The following is a 14343-nucleotide window of genomic DNA, read 5'->3' as shown; positions in this document are numbered from 1 at the left end:
CAGTGTCCGGCGGATCAGGGACGGACCGGGAGACGGTGGGCCTGGGATGAGCCGTCGGCGGGGATGGAGCCGCGCGTCGCCAGGATCTCGCCCGTGTCGGCGAACTCCCAGTGGGTCGCATGCTTCCCATCCCTGAACGGCCATTCGACGCGGACGACAGGGCGGCTCAACAGGCTCTCGAACCAGCCGGCGCACCGCTCCGCGAGCTCCTCGACCGTGCCGGAGGCCCGAAAGAAGCCATGCTCGGGCGACTCGTGAAGGTTGAAGAGCTGGTCACAGACCTTCCCGGCCAGCACGTGTGTGCCGTAAAAGTGCACGGCCCACTCGGCGAGCACCAGTCGGCGCGCCTCATCGAGAAGGCTGATATGGACGAGGAACGACGACTCGTCCTCGGGCCGCCCGACCTGGCTGGGAGCCCAGGGCACCTGCCAATCAGCGGCCCCGGCTCGCAGGGCTGCCAGGAAGGCGAGCTCGACCTCGTCGAAGTCCCAGGGCTCCTCGCCGCGCTCCTCCGGGTCCTCGACCTCGAACCAGCTGTTGACGTCCACAGGGAGACTCTAGAACCACAGGGTGCCGCCTCGTAGATCACGAGCGAGCCATAGGCGGATTGCTGCGGTGGTGACGGTGCCGTGGAAGATGTATGCCCTCTTGTCATAGCGGGTGGCGACGGCCCGGAAGTTCTTGAGCCGGTTGATGGTGCGCTCCACCTCGTTGCGGCGTTTGTAGATCTCGCTGTCGAAGCCGGTGGGGCGGCCGCCTTTGTTGCCGCGTCGTTTGCGGTTGGCCCGCTGGCCCTTTGGCTCGGGGATGGTGTGCTTGATCTGACGCCTTCGCAGGTAGCGGCGGTTGCGGCGTGAGCTGTATGCCTTGTCGCCGCCGAGGTGGTCGGGCCGAGTGCGCGGCCGTCCGCCCTGCGGGCGGGGAACGCGGATGCGTTCGAGGACCTCAATCATCTGCGGTGCGTCGCCCCACTGGCCGGGCGTAACCAAGAAGGCCAGCGGCCGGCAGCCACCTTCGCCAGCCAGGTGGATCTTGCAGGTCAGGCCGCCCCGGGACCGTCCGAGTCCTTCGTCGGGGCGGTGATGCCGGGGCGTCGTCCTTTTTTCGGGATGCGGGGCTTCTTCTTTCGGGCGCCGGCCGCGTGCTGATGGGCACGGCATGACGTCGAGTCGACGCTGACCATGCTCCAGTCGATCCGTCCCGTGAGGTCGGCGTCGGCCTGGACGGCACGCCGGATCCGGTCCCACGTGCCGTCCGCTGACCACCGCCGGTGCCGTTCATAGACTGTTTTCCAACTGCCGAAACACTCGGGAAGGTCCCGCCAAGGTATGCCCGTCCGGACCCGGAACAAGATCCCGTTGATCACTCTGCGGTGGTCGTTCCACCGTCCGCCACGCTGTCCCGACGCCGGCAAGTGCGGCTCCAGCCGGACCCACTCGGCATTCGTCAGATCACCCCGCCCCATGCCAGACACAACGAGTCAGCAATCCGACCGTCACATGATCCGACACTGCCTAGTTGGCTCATGTGCGCGGCAGGTGGCCCACGGGTCCGAGCAGGCCCCTGGCTAGTGGCCCTCGCGGACAGCCGAGAGGACCCGTCTACCCTGGCTGAATGATGGATGAGGGGGACTTCCGGGTCGGTGACGTGCTGTCGGTCGCGTGCCCCTTCACGGTTACCCGGGTCGAGCAGGGTGTCACGTGGGATCACGTGGCGGTGCGGTGGCCGTGGTGGGAAATCGGCGGCGACAACGAGTTCGCGCACTGGAACGGGATCGTCGCTCTCGGCGTGGGCGGCAGCGGGCACGTCGCGCCTGAGGTGGAGGCCGAACTGTTCCGAACGGACCCTCCGCCCGAACAGCTGAAGGCTGGAGACGTCTGCCGGGTCGGCGTGCCGCCCACCGTGGTGCACGTAACGGCCGTCGACCACCACCACGATCCCCCACTGGAAACGGCCTGGCTGCCGCATCCCAACCAGACCGTGACGGTGCTGCGCCGAGGCCTGTCCTATCGCGAGTTCCCAGACGGGAGCCACCTCGATGGCTCGGGGTACACCATCCACCCCGGCAACGGGATCCCCTTCACCTTCGAACTGCTGATGCGTCCCTACGCGTCGCTCCAGGTGGGCGACGAAGTCGCCGACATCATCGGCCGGGCATGGCGGTTCGACGGCCCCTGGGACTGGACTGCCTTCGATGGAGAGCCGGCTGGTGCGGGCCCTGCGTGGCCACTAGTCCTGCTCACCCGAGCAGGGAAGCCGTGCTCCGTCGAGGACGCTGAATCAGCGGCTGCGAGCACGGCCAGCGGTTCGCACCAGGAGACGGTCCGAGACTGGATGGGACTCACCGAGGCCTCGCCCACACCTTGACCCGTCGGGACGTCTGCGGGATCTCTACCGCCACTGAGCGCGGACCTGGCCCCACGGGCCAACTATCCGCCCGCTCATCCACCGAGCCGAGCTCAGGGAGGGGTGGCCAGCCACGAAGGACAATCGCCACTTGCGGGTCAGTAGTGGCGGGTGACCGTGCGGTTCTGGCGTCGCTTCGACATGACCTTGGGCAACCACAGGCCGCAGGTGAAGATGATCATGAGGGTGTGGAACGTGATCTCGCCGTAGCCCATGCGCTTCTGGGAGACGGAGCGCTGCGGGTACACCGGCGCGGGCTGCTGGTCGGCGGGCGCCGGAGAGATGACCGGGGACCCCGGGCCTCGCCCGCAAAGGTACGGCGCTGTCGTAGTACTCGGATAGGGAAGGTCCAGGCCCACGCGCCAGCAACGAGGCCCGCGACGGCCGCCCCCACTAGGCCATGCCACCAGGCTGGCTCGCCGGGCCGATAGACCACATCTCCGCCGGAATCCACGGCTGCAAGTGCCGAACCAACCGGGATCGGAGCACTCCCCAACCTCGCCATCTGTATGCGTTCCCGGCGATCGCTGCCATCTGTGGATTGGAAGGTACCGATTTCTCCGCAGCCGTTGTGGCTGCACAGCACCTGCGTGGCGCTCCAAGTGCCGAGCTGCCCACCGCCTTTGTGCGCAACCCAGGCGGGTCCAGCCGCGTAGGCAAGACCGGCACAGCAGACCAGTGCCGCAGGGCCCGCTATGTAGCGCCACCAAAATCGGCGCCACCCTGGGAAGTACATGGCGCGAACTCTACGTGGCACGTCATGAGCCCGGTAGGCGTCTGGCCTGCTGCAGGCGCTCGTGAGGTGGGTCGTGTCTCAGTGGCCGGCACTAGCTGCCGTCAACGGACCTGCCTGGCCGGCGGCCGCGCGGCGACCACCGCGCGGTCCCGGATGGTCCGCAGGCTGACGCGTACTCCGTTCTCGTCCTCAATGTGCCAGAGGCGGTTCTTGTCGTGGAAGGGGAGGTCATCGATGCTGGAGTTCTCGCGGCCCCTCAGCAGGCCGAGTCCACCGAGTTGGTTGCGGCGACTGCGGAAGACGACCGGGTCGGGGAGGTCACCGGCGACGCGATGGTGGTGGTTGGCCCACAGGTGTTCTATGTGGAACTGGTCGCGGTCGAGGTAGGCGAGGATGTCGAAGGGCTTTTTGCAGGCCTCGTCGGCGTAAGTAGTGGCGCGAGCAAGGAGATAGCGGATCTGATGGGCTTTGTTGCCTCGCAGGCCCAGGGTGATTGCTTCGCGCACCGGGTTCCCGCCTCGGCTGCGAAGTGGACGAGCTGCGCCGCCTCGAAGCTGACCGCCTCGACCGGCTGTTCTTCACCGCCTACAAGAAAGCCGTACGAGACGGCGACCTCGCCGCGATCGACCGCATGTCCTGCCCGGAGTAGCGCACGGTCTTCGAAGAGGGACTGCGGGACGAAGAGGAGCGGGCGTCATGGGGATCGACGACATCGCCGAGCGCTGTGAGGCGCCGCCTGTGGAGTCGTCCTCTGCGTTGTCCTGCAGATCGTTCCAAGCAGGGAAGGGAAGGAGTTCGGGGTGAAAGGTGCGTCCGTCGTCTACGAGTGCGCACGCCTCCGACCCCTTGGCCACAGATGGTGCGCCCCGCTACGTCACACTGGTGGTCCGTGCCACACGAGCGAGGCGACCGATGACTTTGCAGTTCAGTGCCACCAACCCCGAACACCCCGCGCTCCTTCTCGAACTGCCCTGGCACCTGCCGCTCGAAGAATGGGCAGAAAAGTATCTGGTCACGCTGCCACGTGGCATCTCCCGCCACGTCGTTCGCTACGCGCGGGCAGGGGCAGACGTGGTGGCCGTCAAGGAACTTGCCGAGCGGCCGGCGATACGCGAGTACGAGCTGCTGCGCACCCTGGCCCGGCTCGGGATACCTGCGGTGGACCCACTGGCGGTGGTCACCGGGCGCACCGGCACCGATGGGCAACCGCTGGAATCAGTGCTGATCACTCGTCATCTCAACGGATCCCTGCCCTACCGATCGATGTTCGAGACGACCATGCGCCCCAGCACGGTGCACCGGCTCATGGACGCACTTGCCGTACTGCTCGTCCGGCTGCACCTGACCGGCTTCGCCTGGGGTGACTGCTCTCTGTCAAACACACTGTTCCGCCGGGACGCCGGCGCGTACGCTGCTTACCTCGTGGACGCGGAGACCGGCGAGGTGCACAGCCAACTCAGCACCGGGCAGCGTGAATACGACATCGAACTGGCCCGGGTGAACATCAGCGGAGAAATGCTGGATCTGGAGGCCGCGGGTGCGCTCCACCCCTCAGTGGACCCGATCGCTTTCGGCGCCGAGATCTGTCGGCGGTACGACGAACTGTGGAGTGAGCTGACTCGCACCTCCGTCTATCCGGCAGGCAAGTATCACTACATCGAACGTCGCATGCGCCGTCTCAACGATTTGGGCTTCGACGTCGCGGAGATGCAGATCGCCAACTCCCCGAACGGCGACACAATCACGTTCGTCCCCAAGGTGGTCGACGCAGGCCATCACCAACGCCAACTGCTGCGACTCACCGGGCTCGATGCCGAGGAGAATCAGGCCCGACAGCTCCTTAATGACCTTGAGAGCTGGATGGCGACTCAGGAGGATTACGCGCCAGGCGACCCGCTCGGCGCCCGCGCGGAGGTGCTTGCCCATCGCTGGGTCCGTGAGGTTTTCAGACCTACCGTACGTGCTGTGCCGCAGGAACTCCGGAACTCCATGGATCCGGCCGAGGTCTATCACGAACTGCTGGAACACCGGTGGTATATGTCTGAGCGCGCACAACTCGACATCGGTTTGGAGGCGGCGGTGGCGGACTACATCACCAGTGTTCTTCGTGAGCCGCAGCCCGAAGTGCCCTCGGCGAACGATTTCCCGTAATGGACGTGCCCCGTAGATGCGCCCCCCTGAGCTGAGGGCGGGGGCGGGGGGAGCATGGGTTCGGTTACGCGCTTGCCGTTTCCTGTAAGGCCGAAGTCACCATCGAGGTCATCGAGTTCCGCACGGATGGCTTGGCGGGAAGGTGTTCCAGGCGGACCTGCGGGAGCTGTTGGTGGCGTTGGTACCAAAGTTCAACGCTTCGACGTATGTGCCGTCGTCGACCTGGCCACGACCGGGCCCGTCATCCATCAGCCGCCGATACCGCAACTCGCGCCACTGGGGCACTGGGGCACTGGTCACCTCCCGTCATCAGCTTCGAGGCCGTTGGCCAGGCTGGAGTAAGTTACTGGGCCGTGATGGGGTGGGCCTGCGAGTCCCGAACCCGTCCGACCAGAAGCCCGCCCCGGCCGCCATCGACCTAGGCTGAGTTGCCCGCACGGCCTCGCCTTAAGCGAGGCATTTCGCCGGTCTACGGGACGCCGATCCTCTCAGTCCACCGGCACATGCCGGAGTAGATGGAGTTCCTCGGAGTCGAGGCGTCCCTGCACGCGGCGTAGCACCGTGTCGTCGATGTCTCCCCGGTCACGCAGACTGATCACAACGGCTCGGCGTTCGGCAAGCAGTGCGAGACGCAGGGCCGTGGCATCATCGGCGAGGCGCTGGGGGTGTAGTTCGAGCCGATGGGACACCCGCCCACGCAGCCCCCACATCCGATAGCCCAGCTCAACGCCTACTGGCGGACGCTCCTAGACGCCGCTGCTCGTGGCGATCCACGGGCTGCACATGGCGGTAGCTCCCATCTCCTTCGTCACCTCGCGACGATCGCCAACCTCCCGTTGCCCAAGCCCATTTGCGCTGGGAGTAGCTGGTGTTAGGGTCCTGTTGGCCGAGATACGGGGGGGTATACAGGTGTTCACCATTGTCATGGGCGCAGTGTTCGTCCTGCTGGCGCGGCACATGGCGTGGTACATCAATTTCCCGCTCCTCCTCATCGTGATCGTCTGCATCACCGCGGACATAGGATCGAAGAAGAGGTACGTCCGGTACCTGCTGTTCGCCTACCTGCTCTTCTTCGATGTCGCCGCACCTCAAGAGACAAGCCTGAAGGACGGATGGAACTGGGTCGTATGGGTCGACTTGGCCCTCCTGCTGGTAGGAACCCTCGTGGCGGTGGCGGCGCTCTTCCTCCTAACCGGTCCGGAAAACGCCACCAGCACCCGCCCGGCACCCCTTCCGGAAATATCGGGGGTACGCAACCGGACGGCCGCGGTGCCGCGCCGAAGCCCGGCCCGGGTAGCTGCCCTGCGCCGGCAGGCGCAGCGGGCCGCGTCCCGCCGCCGCTGACCGGGGTGGTTGACGGGGCTTACTCGGCCGCCCCCGGGAACAGCGCCCCTTCCCACCCGGCGGAGCGGAGCGCAGCCGGTTGCTTGAAGGACGCGATGGCCGCGCCGGCCAGTCCTCCGAGGTAGGCGCACACGACCGCGTGGCACCCCGAACAGGCCGCGGAGCTTGCAGGATGGGTGGACCGCCTGCGCCAGCGGTGCCGTATCAACCACAAGTTCACCGGGGTGCACTGCGATTGCCCATGCCACGAAGGATCGGACGCCAGGTAGTACGCCCCACGAGGGCGGCGTGGTGGGGGCAGCCGAGCACCGGCTGTCTCAAGCAATCACGTCGCCGCAGCTCAATGAGCCTTTCTCGGTAACGTCTCATGACGATTCGTGATCTTCGTTCCGCTGGTGCGGCCGTGTTCCATCTGGAGCAGGACGAGGGCGGCACGGGTAATCCAGGGCATCGCCTTGGGGTCGAGGCTGACCCCGCGCAGAGCCTTGTAGGTCACCTTGAGCAGAGCATTGGCGCGTTCGGCCACGACATGAACGCCTCGGATGTCGGAGTCGAACGCCTAGGCGTCGTCGGTGAGTTCACCGCCCTTGGGTTATTAGACCGGGTGGCGGAGGCCGGCCCCGGCGTTCTGGTAGCCAAGGTCGGTCAGGGCGGGGATGCCGAGGGTGTCGGCGAGCCGGTTCAGGGCGGCGATCAGGTCGTGGGTACGGGCGCAGGTGGTGTCGTGCTCGCGGCCGGGCCGGACCGGCGAGACCCAGAGCGGCCAGCCGTCGGGTGCGGAAATGACCTGGACGGTGCCGCCGTGGTGCTTGTGCTTGCCCGACCACCACAGGTCGGTCTTGTTCGGGCGGGGGGCGGTGACGCGATCGGTACGGATGACGGTGCCGCCGAGGTTGAGGTTGGTAAAGCCGGCCACGGCCGCGCGCCCCAGTGCGGTGGACCGGCCCGGGGCGTGGTCGGCGAGCACGGTCAGCCCTTCATAGAGGTAGGCCGTCGGGACAGAGCTCCGGTTGCCGCGGGCGAGTTGAGTCAGCCGGGCACCGTCCAGGAACCGGCGCAGGATCACCACACTCTGTTTGAACGGCCCCAGGGCGCGGGTGCCCTTGCGGGTCCCGAGACGCTCGCGGTGTTCGAGCAGCAGCTTCGCGAGGGCCTCAGCAGTGGCCTGGCTGACATCGAGCACGCCGGTGTAGGTGATATTGGTCAACGCGTGAGGCCTCTCGGCACCCGGAACCTGTCTGTTCCTACCAGGGGCTTCTCGCGTATCTGATGCCGGGTCAAGCCCGTCTGATGTCCCTAAGCAGGAAGATCTCGGATCCGTCGGACGGGCGGCATACCCTGAGCCCCGTCCACACTATCTGGGGGAGTCATGACAAGTAGGTTCACCGAGTTGGCCGTTGACTGCCACGATCCGGAGAAGCTCGCGGCCTTCTGGTGCGAGGTCCTGGACTTCAAGGTGATCGACCAGAGCAAGGGCAAGGTCGAAATCGGCTCCTGGGTGCCTACCGTCGAGGATGTTCGGGCCCGCCAGATGCCGCCCGCCCTGCTGTTCATTCACGTGCCCGAGGGCAAGACCGTGAAGAACCGGCTTCACCTCGACGTCAGCCCGATCGACGGCAGCACCACAGACGAGGTGACCAGGTTGCTCGGCCTCGGCGCCACCAAGACTGATGTGGGCCAGGGCTCAGACCGAAACTGGGTGGTCATGGCAGACCCCGAGGGCAACGAATTCTGTGTCCTGCGCACCCTGGCACCGCAGAACTAGGCCGCGAGCGGGCACCCGCCCCCCGTCACACACCGCAACTGTCACGTTGCCGAGAAGACCTCAATGAGTGTCCGTTGTCGTCGAAGACAATCGCCATGCCATTCAACGCAACCGGACAACATCGGAGAACGGCACAGTCGCGAGCTAGGGAACGGCGTGCACTCCTACTGGCCTCACTGTGAGTCCAGGTCGACCACACGAAGTGGACCAGAGCCCCAAGAAGCCGTCGCAATCAGGACGGCCCGTCCACCGGGACGGTGGACGGGCCGCGCGGTCGTCAGCCGGACAAGAGCAAGTTGTTGATGCCCTTACTTGATGCGGTCGAGGAAGCCGAGCACGCGTTGGTTGACCTGCTGTGCGGCCTGTTCGTCGTAGGACGGCAGGCTGCTATCGGTGAACAGGTGGCTTTCGCCCGGGTAGAGGAACAACTCGGCATCCGGCGCCGTCTCGACGAGCGCGCGGGCAGCGTCCACATCGCCCTCCCCGGCGAAGAAGGGATCTCTGTCCATGCCGTGGATCTGGACCGGGACGCCACGAGGCCAAGAGCCGCCGAACTCCGAGACCGGAACGCATGCCTCGAGCAACAGCGCGCCCCTTGCGCCGGGTCGGGTCTGGGCCAGCTTCTGCGCCGGCAGGACGCCGAGGGAGAAGCCGACATAGACGAGCTCGGCGGGCAGCCCCTCCGCGGCGCCGGTACCACGCGCGGTGATCGTGTCGAACCCGGCGTTCTCGGCGTAGCCGGCACCCTCCTCGAGGCTGTCGAATACCTGCCCCTCGAACAGGTCTGGGGTGTGGACGATGTGTCCGGCCCGTCGCAGCTGCTCGGCGAACTCACGAACGCCGGCGGTCAGCCCGTGTCCATGGTGGAAAACCAGAACCTCAGCCATGTTGCTCCCCTCGTGCTGCGGTACCCGAGCGGCGCCGCGGCACGAGTATCGCCCGCACCACTGACATCCACGGGCCACGGCCGGACAGGATCAGGCTGGTGGCCCCAGTTCGGTTAGGCGGGCCTCAAGGTCGGCGACGCGCCGGTCCTGGAACCGCAGGTTGGAGCGGGCGGCCTTGAGCGGCTCGTCGAGGGTGCGGTTGTCGGTGGTGAGCTGGCGGACGCACTGCTTGAGGATGGCGTTCTCATCCGCTGGATGGCTTCCTCAGACCATTCGGTCTGCAAGTCACGGATTTGGCTGAGGAGTTCATCCATGCGGGTCACTACGGAGCTTCCGGCCTCCGGGGCGACGATGAGTTCGAGACGCTCATCCTCGCGGGGCCGGAGGGGCCCAACTTCGATGCGGGGAGCCGGGAGCGGGCCACCTTCGTCGTACTGAACGACCCGGCCCACGTCCTCGAGTTCACCGGCTACCTGCGCTGGGCCGTCGCGACCCACAAGCCGGTGCTCCAGCCCGCAGAGCACCACGGCGTGCCCAGGACAAGCCGGTCGAGCACGACCGTGTCCGCGATCCGCGGGTTGTGGCACCCCAGCGGGGTGCGAATCGGGCCGGGCAGGGAGCAGCCTCAGGAACTCCTCACGGATCGGGTCGATGATGGACGCGGACACGACGGACACGCCCCCCAGATGGTCACATAGCGAAGACAACTCCATGCTGATCAAACGCGTCTCCGTCGGGCCGCCCTCTCGATCCTTGCCCACGCCTACTGGCCGACGCTCTAGATGATGAAGCGGTGGATGGCCTCGTCGGCGTGGTCCTGGAACGACGGGTTGGCCAAGTCGGGGAAGATGTCCGCTTGGTCGACCAGGGGGCCCTTCAGCTTGTTGGCCGCGCTGGCGTAGAACACGCCGCTGGACAGGGTCGGGTCGGTGACACCGTCGACCAGTCGTTTCGCGCCGACCTCAAGCTTGTGGGAGATCCCCAGGGCGGGCAGGACGTACTTGGACGCCATGCGCAGCGGTAGGGCGATGTCGTTGGAGGCTTGGGTGCCGGTGGTGGCACCGGGGCTCACGGTGATGAAGCGGCGGTCGGGGTGTTGGCGGGCCAGGTAGGCCATCCATAGGGCCCCGATGTACTTGGCCTGCCCGAAGGCGAGGTTGAAGTCTGTCTTTCCGTCGGCGAAGTATCTGCCGTCGATGACGGTGGCGAGTTCGTCGGCAGAGGTTGAGGCGAAGGACGGCCGTTGCATTCGCAGCATCGGAAGTCCTCTGGCTGCTTCGCTTCCGGCGAGGACCGCGACCTCGCCAAGCCGCCCCTCGGCCAGGAGGCCTTCGAGGAGGGCGACGTGGCCAAGAACGTTCGTCGCGAACACCTTGGTGACGCCGTCGGAGGTCAACTCCATCGACTGCGGGCCGATGACACCAGCGTTCATGACCAGCGCGTCGATGGATCCGTCGATGGCCGCGAGGCCGGCTCGGACCGAGCCCAGATCGGCGACATCCATAACGACGATGTCAAAGATGCGCCGGCCGGTAGCGGCTTCGAGCTCGGCCTTTGCCGTTGCCGCCCGATCCTGGTTGCGGCATGCCAGGTAGATGCGGGCCGTCTCCGGTCGCTGAGCCAGTTGCCGGGCCACGTCCTTGCCGATCCCGACGTTGGCGCCCGTGATCATCACGGTCTTTCCCGGGAGTGTGCTCATCGGGATTCCCTCTCAACTTCTGTGGGGCTGTTCAGGGTGGACGGCTCTTTCTGCGTCGCGCCCGACAACCAGGACGTGGGCGCCGCGGGCAACGAGGGCTATGGCGGTCGCCTTGCCGATTCCGCTCGTGGACCCGGTGACAAGTGCAGCTCTGTCCTTCAAGTCAACAGGCATGCGATGCTTCCCCCTGCTCAAAGTGGGTTACGCAACTCAGTCTGACTCGACCAGACTGGGCTGTCAAACTCAGAATCGCTACTATGGGTGCATGGTGAACAAGACGAACGATCGACCCCGGCTCACACCGAAGGGCGAACGGGTCCGGGCGAGAATCGTGGAAGGGGCTGCCGCCTTGATCCACGAGCACGGGGTCGCGGGTACCACCCTGGAGGACGTCAAGGTGGCAGCGGAGGTCAGCGGTTCGCAGCTCTACCACTACTTTCCCGACAAGAACGAGCTCCTGCAGGCCGTCATCCGCCACCAAGCCGACACTCTCGTCAATCACAATCGGCACGCGCTCGGCAGCGAAGACCCAGTCGCAGCCTGGCGCAACATGCTGATCGCCGGGGTGAAGCACGGCCAGGCAAAGGGCGGCTGCCCACTCGGTTCGCTCGGCGGTCAACTCGCCGAGAGCGACCCCGAGGCCCGCGACCTCATCGCCGCCGGATTCGAGCGATGGTCAACCGTCATCAGCGAAGGACTCAGGTCGCTTCATGCCGACGGGAAGCTCGCGCCCGGCATCGACCCGGATGCCCTCGCCACCACCATGCTCGCCACCCTGCAAGGGGGACTCCTGCTCGCCCAGGTGCAACGCAGCACGCGTCCCTTCGAAGTCGCGGTCGATACGCTCCTCGCCCTTGCCATCCAGACTTGAGACTCAAAGACGGGTTCCGATGTGGGGGGACGACCCTCAGATAATCGTCCACACCGCCCTGGCCGACCGCGGGATCAGGCCACGCATCAGCAAGTGCGGCACGAAGACGCCGATCCACACCGACGGCCGCTGGGTGGTCGAGCGCACAAACTCGTGGATGAACAACTTCGGCACGCTTCACCGCAACACCGGGCGGCGACGCGCATGCACCGAGTTCTTCCTTGCTCTGGCCACGGCCATCATCACCGTCCGGAGCCTGATCCGACGAGCCTGCTACACCCACCGATGGGACACCCGCCCGCGCAGCCCCCACATCCGATAGCCCAGCGGACGCTCCTAGACGCCGCTGCTTGTGGCGATCCACGGGCTGCACCTGCGGATTCCCCTTCAGCGGGTTGGGCCGGGTGGTCAGATCCGCCAGGAGCGGATGCGGTCGGCGGCGTCGTACGCGTCCGTATGCCCGGTGTCGATGTCGCGGGCGAGGTCGATGAGAGCGCCGTACGGAGCGTCGATGCCCTCGCCGGCGGCTGCCATGTACGCCACGACGATGCCCGCACCGAAGAGCGCGTTGCGGGCCGGGAGCGGGCGCAGACGGATGATCGAGTGCACAAGGGCGGCCGCGCGCCAGGCGCTGTCGACGACCGCGCCGACCTTCGGGGTGTTGACGCGGTGGCGTCCGACGGCGGCCACGAGAGCGCTGAAATCGTGGATGACGGGCGACTTGGGGAGGACCTCCGCCTGGCGCTCGAGGAGCCAGCGGATGTCGATGTGGAGGTCCACGGTCAGGCGGCCCGACCCGGACGACTTGCGTCGAGCTGACTGGGAGCATCATCAGGGAAGGCCGCGTCGAACGCGTCGGCGTTGTCCGCGACGAACGCGCGGAACACCTCGGCCGCACCTTCGAGCCTGGGGTCGCGTACGGCATTGTTCGCGGCCTCGGTGATGAGCGCGGTCACTGTGGTGCCCTCGGTCTCGGCACGCTCCTGCAGCTGAGCGTGGAGTTCCTCGGGGACCCGAATGGTGACAGGTTTCGATGCCATGCTCCGAACGTACAGCAGGCTGTACAGCACGGGTACGGGCTCGCCGGAAATGATCCCGGCGCGGGACGGTCGTGCCACGGCGGGACGAGGCACGCGTTGTCCAGGATCTGGGCGGCTGTCGCGCCAGGGTTCCCGCCTGCGACTGCACGTCCGATCCGCCCCAGGGGGCAATGGAATCGTCCGTTCCCGTGCGGAGATACCGGGTACAGCCTGCACGTTGCTGCAACTGCGCCAAGGCCGGGACCGCCCGATCTGTCATCCGCCCCTGCGGTCGCCCCTCGGGCCTCATCGGTCATGCTTACCCGCTATGGGGATCACCATCGAACTGATGCGCGTGGGGACTGAAGCCGCACAGTCAGCAACAGCAGGACGAGCATGGCCGCGTCCACAGATGCGCGAAGGGGAGCGATTCAGGGCAACCTTGTCACTGGACAAGTCGTGGAACGCGCTCCAATGGCTGCTCGCCGCCGCCGGTTGCCCTGTCGATCCGGTGATGGGGACACCGTTCCTTGAAGACCAGCCCTTCGACTACGCACCTCCAGGCGTGCTGACCCTTGAGGAGGCGACCCAGGCCTCGGCCTTCCTCACCGGCCTCGACTTCGACACCCTGACGGACTTCGCCGACGAGGACGCCATGGACGAGGACGACGTCTACCCCTACGGCTACGACAAGCAGCGCACCCAACAACTACGCGGCCACTACACGGATCTCCAAGCCTTCTACGAAGCTGCGGCACACGCCCAGCAGTGGGTAATCACCGAGATGATCTGAACGACAGTCCCGCTGCTGGACCACCATCAGCCCGCCCCGCCCTGGGCGGAGTACGCGAAGAGACCACCCGCTAGCGCTGGAACAACATTCGCACCCTGCTCGGACATGCCGGCGGCCTGCTCCACTGCGCCCGCCGCCTCGACCTGGCGCTGAACACCGTCAAACGCAACTCCCACACGTCCGAACCGCAGGCACCGCGCATCGCCCCCGCCTACCAGCCCACCGTCGCCCACCCCTACCGCGATCATCTGCGTGGCGCCCGCAGCGCGGCCGGCCCCGCCCTCCCCGTCACCGACCGATCGAGCGCTCAGCTACGTAGACCTGCTCTATGACGGCGCTTCCCGCACTCCGGCGCCCGTGAACCCGGCAGCGAGCTGGGTGTAGGTGTCGCCGCACCGTAGGTGCGCCAGGGCGAGCAGGGCCTGCCGTCCTGCGGTCAGCCGTCTCCACCGGGTGCCGATCTCCCGCCTCCGTGAGGCGAGTTGCCCGGTCAGGAATCGCAGGGTGCGGCTGGACAGGTCGATCGACGAAGGGTAGACAAGCACTCGAAGCTCCTGGCACAGGCGGTTGATCTTGGTCGACAACCCGTCTACCAGGAGCTTCATCGTTGTGCAGGCACGTTGAACACGCCGACCCAGGGCGACACGGTTGGAGCACATGGAATCGGTATCG

14 protein-coding genes and 5 pseudogenes are annotated in these 14343 nt (G+C 66.5%); 7 read left to right on the top strand and 12 right to left on the bottom strand.

Features of this window, described 5'->3' with window-relative positions; translation table 11 throughout:
* Window positions 1-14: 14 nt before the first annotated feature.
* A complete protein-coding gene (locus AB0H78_RS26720) occupies window positions 15-548 on the bottom strand; it encodes a hypothetical protein (RefSeq protein ID WP_363237129.1) in 534 nt (177 codons plus the stop codon).
* 9 nt (window positions 549-557) lie between these two features.
* Window positions 558-1465, bottom strand: a protein-coding gene (locus AB0H78_RS26715) for an IS5 family transposase (protein ID WP_363237128.1) whose coding sequence is annotated in 2 segments (ribosomal slippage) — window positions 558-1105 and window positions 1105-1465 — 909 coding nt in all. Because the reading frame shifts where the segments join, the coding sequence is not laid out codon by codon here.
* Window positions 1466-1614: 149 nt separating this feature from the next.
* Here AB0H78_RS26715 and AB0H78_RS26710 point away from each other — a divergent pair.
* Complete coding sequence (locus tag AB0H78_RS26710) at window positions 1615-2367, top strand: hypothetical protein (protein WP_363237127.1); 753 nt, start codon at window positions 1615-1617, stop codon at window positions 2365-2367.
* 137 nt (window positions 2368-2504) lie between these two features.
* Here AB0H78_RS26710 and AB0H78_RS26705 read toward each other — a convergent pair whose 3' ends face one another.
* On the bottom strand, window positions 2505-2654 hold the full coding sequence (locus AB0H78_RS26705; RefSeq protein WP_363237126.1) for a hypothetical protein: 150 nt from the start codon (window positions 2652-2654) through the stop codon (window positions 2505-2507).
* A gap of 589 nt (window positions 2655-3243) precedes the next feature.
* Complete coding sequence (locus tag AB0H78_RS26700; RefSeq protein ID WP_363237125.1) at window positions 3244-3648, bottom strand: hypothetical protein; 405 nt, start codon at window positions 3646-3648, stop codon at window positions 3244-3246.
* A gap of 406 nt (window positions 3649-4054) precedes the next feature.
* On the opposite strand from AB0H78_RS26700, the gene AB0H78_RS26695 reads away from it, so the two are divergent.
* Both AB0H78_RS26695 and AB0H78_RS26690 read left to right on the top strand, forming a co-directional pair.
* Window positions 4055-5293 carry a DUF4032 domain-containing protein gene (locus AB0H78_RS26695; protein WP_363237124.1) on the top strand — a complete coding sequence of 413 codons (1239 nt, stop codon included), beginning with the start codon at window positions 4055-4057 and terminating at the stop codon, window positions 5291-5293.
* 909 nt (window positions 5294-6202) lie between these two features.
* Window positions 6203-6637 carry a hypothetical protein gene (locus AB0H78_RS26690; protein WP_363237123.1) on the top strand — a complete coding sequence of 145 codons (435 nt, stop codon included), beginning with the start codon at window positions 6203-6205 and terminating at the stop codon, window positions 6635-6637.
* Between the two features lie 340 nt (window positions 6638-6977).
* On the opposite strand, the pseudogene AB0H78_RS26685 reads toward AB0H78_RS26690, so the two are convergent.
* Window positions 6978-7844, bottom strand: a pseudogene (locus AB0H78_RS26685) (transposase family protein).
* A 162-nt stretch (window positions 7845-8006) separates the two neighbouring features.
* Between AB0H78_RS26685 and AB0H78_RS26680 the strand changes: the two are divergent.
* Complete coding sequence (locus AB0H78_RS26680) at window positions 8007-8402, top strand: VOC family protein (protein ID WP_363237122.1); 396 nt, start codon at window positions 8007-8009, stop codon at window positions 8400-8402.
* Window positions 8403-8710: 308 nt separating this feature from the next.
* Here AB0H78_RS26680 and AB0H78_RS26675 read toward each other — a convergent pair whose 3' ends face one another.
* From AB0H78_RS26675 to AB0H78_RS26660, 4 genes and pseudogenes are all read right to left on the bottom strand, one after another.
* On the bottom strand, window positions 8711-9289 hold the full coding sequence (locus tag AB0H78_RS26675; RefSeq protein ID WP_363237121.1) for a dienelactone hydrolase family protein: 579 nt from the start codon (window positions 9287-9289) through the stop codon (window positions 8711-8713).
* A 538-nt stretch (window positions 9290-9827) separates the two neighbouring features.
* Window positions 9828-9966 (bottom strand): annotated as a pseudogene (locus AB0H78_RS26670) (IS5/IS1182 family transposase); the annotation flags it as partial.
* A gap of 101 nt (window positions 9967-10067) precedes the next feature.
* Entirely contained in the window at window positions 10068-10988 is a 921-nt protein-coding gene (locus AB0H78_RS26665) for an SDR family NAD(P)-dependent oxidoreductase (RefSeq protein WP_363237120.1), read from the bottom strand.
* Window positions 10989-11033: 45 nt separating this feature from the next.
* Window positions 11034-11162 (bottom strand): annotated as a pseudogene (locus AB0H78_RS26660) (SDR family NAD(P)-dependent oxidoreductase); the annotation flags it as partial.
* A gap of 91 nt (window positions 11163-11253) precedes the next feature.
* Between AB0H78_RS26660 and AB0H78_RS26655 the strand changes: the two are divergent.
* Window positions 11254-11859, top strand: a complete 606-nt coding sequence (locus AB0H78_RS26655) for a TetR/AcrR family transcriptional regulator (RefSeq protein WP_363237119.1) — start codon at window positions 11254-11256, stop codon at window positions 11857-11859.
* A 25-nt stretch (window positions 11860-11884) separates the two neighbouring features.
* Window positions 11885-12181: pseudogene (locus tag AB0H78_RS26650) on the top strand (IS5/IS1182 family transposase); the annotation flags it as partial.
* Between the two features lie 86 nt (window positions 12182-12267).
* Here AB0H78_RS26650 and AB0H78_RS26645 read toward each other — a convergent pair.
* Window positions 12268-12645: a toxin Doc gene (locus AB0H78_RS26645; protein WP_363237175.1), complete on the bottom strand. Its 378-nt coding sequence runs from the start codon at window positions 12643-12645 to the stop codon at window positions 12268-12270.
* Complete coding sequence (locus tag AB0H78_RS26640) at window positions 12642-12899, bottom strand: YlcI/YnfO family protein (protein WP_363237118.1); 258 nt, start codon at window positions 12897-12899, stop codon at window positions 12642-12644. The genes AB0H78_RS26645 and AB0H78_RS26640 overlap by 4 nt, the downstream gene beginning before the upstream one ends.
* On the opposite strand from AB0H78_RS26640, the gene AB0H78_RS26635 reads away from it, so the two are divergent.
* Window positions 12877-13671: a DUF1877 family protein gene (locus AB0H78_RS26635; protein ID WP_363237117.1), complete on the top strand. Its 795-nt coding sequence runs from the start codon at window positions 12877-12879 to the stop codon at window positions 13669-13671. The two genes, AB0H78_RS26640 and AB0H78_RS26635, sit on opposite strands and share 23 nt — an antisense overlap.
* A 347-nt stretch (window positions 13672-14018) precedes the next feature.
* Here AB0H78_RS26635 and AB0H78_RS26630 read toward each other — a convergent pair.
* Window positions 14019-14216, bottom strand: a pseudogene (locus AB0H78_RS26630) (transposase family protein); the annotation flags it as partial.
* Window positions 14217-14343: the final 127 nt, after the last annotated feature.

Origin of the sequence: Streptomyces sp. NPDC050738 (assembly GCF_040654175.1) — a bacterium.
Taxonomy (GTDB): domain Bacteria; phylum Actinomycetota; class Actinomycetes; order Streptomycetales; family Streptomycetaceae; genus Streptomyces.
The sequence above is the reverse complement of the archived record's forward strand: the minus strand, read 5'-3'. Positions and strand labels throughout refer to the sequence as shown.

Excerpts from the sequence above, each read along its gene's own strand:
- AB0H78_RS26710 (WP_363237127.1), top strand. The coding sequence starts at position 1,615 with ATGATGGATGAGGGGGACTTCCGGGTCGGTGACGTGCTGTCGGTCGCG.
- AB0H78_RS26640 (WP_363237118.1), bottom strand. The coding sequence starts at position 12,899 with ATGGCATCGAAACCTGTCACCATTCGGGTCCCCGAGGAACTCCACGCT.
- AB0H78_RS26655 (WP_363237119.1), top strand. The coding sequence starts at position 11,254 with ATGGTGAACAAGACGAACGATCGACCCCGGCTCACACCGAAGGGCGAA.
- AB0H78_RS26695 (WP_363237124.1), top strand. The coding sequence starts at position 4,055 with ATGACTTTGCAGTTCAGTGCCACCAACCCCGAACACCCCGCGCTCCTT.
- AB0H78_RS26675 (WP_363237121.1), bottom strand. The coding sequence starts at position 9,289 with ATGGCTGAGGTTCTGGTTTTCCACCATGGACACGGGCTGACCGCCGGC.
- AB0H78_RS26635 (WP_363237117.1), top strand. The coding sequence starts at position 12,877 with ATGGTGACAGGTTTCGATGCCATGCTCCGAACGTACAGCAGGCTGTAC.
- AB0H78_RS26680 (WP_363237122.1), top strand. The coding sequence starts at position 8,007 with ATGACAAGTAGGTTCACCGAGTTGGCCGTTGACTGCCACGATCCGGAG.
- AB0H78_RS26665 (WP_363237120.1), bottom strand. The coding sequence starts at position 10,988 with ATGAGCACACTCCCGGGAAAGACCGTGATGATCACGGGCGCCAACGTC.